Source organism: Clostridium drakei (assembly GCF_000633595.2).
In the GTDB taxonomy this organism is placed as follows: Bacteria; Bacillota; Clostridia; order Clostridiales; family Clostridiaceae; genus Clostridium_AM; species Clostridium_AM drakei.
Window position 1 is genome coordinate 1 of record NZ_JIBU02000099.1, and the last position, 1,921, is coordinate 1,921.

The following is a 1,921-nucleotide window of genomic DNA, read 5'->3' on the forward strand; positions in this document are numbered from 1 at the left end:
TGAGGGAACCGAGTTTGACAAAGTTCTTAGGTTTTCCAAATCTTCAAGCTTTAGAATAATTAAAACATTTAGCAGTGATGAACCACTTACCATATATCACGGAATAAAAGTTAAAATTCAAACTTCCACTGCACTTTTACGTCGCAATGTGCTTTTATTATAAACTTACATTTATTGATTTACTACTTTTAGTATTCCTGTTGCTACAGCTTGTGCTGCTTTATTTTGAAAACTGTCATCATTTAAGAGCTTTTCTTCAGTAGGATTGCTTATAAATGCAATTTCTGTTAATACTGCTGGAGCATTAGTATTTTTCAAAACATAATAACCTGCTGTTTTTATTCCTCTATCTTGTAAACCTATAGCATTAGATAATTCTTGTTGTATTGATTGTGCTAATTTTTGACCTTCAGGACTACCTGATAGATAATATGTTTCTGTTCCATTGGCACTTGAAGCATCAGCACTATTAGAATGGATACATACAAAATATTGGACATTAGAATTATTTGCTATATCACATCGTGCTTGGAGATCTTGTCCTACATCTGAAGGCCAGGATACGTTATCACTGGTTCTAGTGTATATAACATCTATACCATTGTCTTGAAGAATTTTTCCGATTTTTAGTGTTATAGCTAAGTTAACATTTTTTTCAAGCACTCCTGTAGGACCAACTGCACCAGAATCATAGCCTCCATGGCCTGGATCTAAAGCTATTTTTATTGATCCACTTCCAGTTATTATTCTATTTACTAATGAATCTGAAATTACACCAGTACCACCTAATATATTTATAGTGGATATACTACTTAATTTAGTTTTTATTATAGAATTTTTAGTGTTATATGAATTGTTTACTAAAACAACTGGTGACGATTTTTTTGCAGCGGCAGCAGAACCTGATAGTGCATCTGCAAAATTTTCTCCATTAGCTATGTATACATTATCAAAAGCTATGGTATCTGAAAATTCATTAATAACTGCTAAGTTAGTAGCGTATCGGTCAATTCCGCTTAATCTTTTACTATTCTTAAAATTAATACTAGTACTATTAACAGCTCCCTCACCGCCAATAATATAAGACATATTTATGTTGCTTTTTTCAATAAAGTTTTTAACGCTATCAGGCAATATATCCTTAGTGGTAAGAAGTATAGGCATTTGTTTTGCAGCTGCAATAGGAGCTGCTGATATTCCATCAGGAAAATTTTCACCAGAAGCAATAAAAATACCATTATTTATTCCTATAAGTTCTGCTATTTTTACACTAGTTTCATATCTATCTTGACCGTATAATCTAGTAGAACTTATATTGAGATTGTCTAATTGTTTATTAATATTTTCAGATATTACTCCAGTTCCCCCTATTATAAATGCATTTTTTGCATTTAGTCTTTTTATTTCCTGTAATACATTATTACTTATACTATTTTTTTCTGTCAATAAAATAGGTGCATTGTATTTTTTTGATAGTGGTGCTGCACTTAAAGCATCTGGAAAGTCTTCACCTGAAGTTAGTACAATATAATCTGATTTGTCCCAATTATTTTGAGAAACCTTTACTGATGTTTCATACCTGTCTGCACCACCAAGTCTTTGAGTTGAAGCATTAGCTGATACTTTCATAGAAATACCAAAAAATGCAAATAAAAAACATGCTAAAACTACTAAAAGTTTTTTTCTAAAAAACATTTACCCTCACCCCTCATACTGTTCTAAGTTTTATTTTAACATAGATTTTTATATTATTGTTATGGCATTTAATGGACATAATGTTTATAATTATAAATGAATACTATCAGTAGACCTTTACAAAAAAATTTTATTATAATATATTAAAATAAACATTAAATTGAACATTAGATGATTGCAGAATTGAAAGTTGAAAAATGTGGATAACTTTTGGAGCTTTGCTCAA

At 30.2% G+C, this 1,921-nt stretch carries 1 protein-coding gene; it reads right to left on the reverse strand.

All coding sequences use genetic code 11. The features are described 5' to 3' along the window. Positions 1 to 171: 171 nt before the first annotated feature. Positions 172 to 1,695: an N-acetylmuramoyl-L-alanine amidase gene (locus EG57_RS0224900; RefSeq protein ID WP_032079772.1), complete on the reverse strand. Its 1,524-nt coding sequence runs from the start codon at positions 1,693 to 1,695 to the stop codon at positions 172 to 174. Positions 1,696 to 1,921 lie beyond the last annotated feature (226 nt).

Coding starts and splice junctions, on each gene's coding strand:
- EG57_RS0224900 (WP_032079772.1), bottom strand. CDS start 1,695: ATGTTTTTTAGAAAAAAACTTTTAGTAGTTTTAGCATGTTTTTTATTT.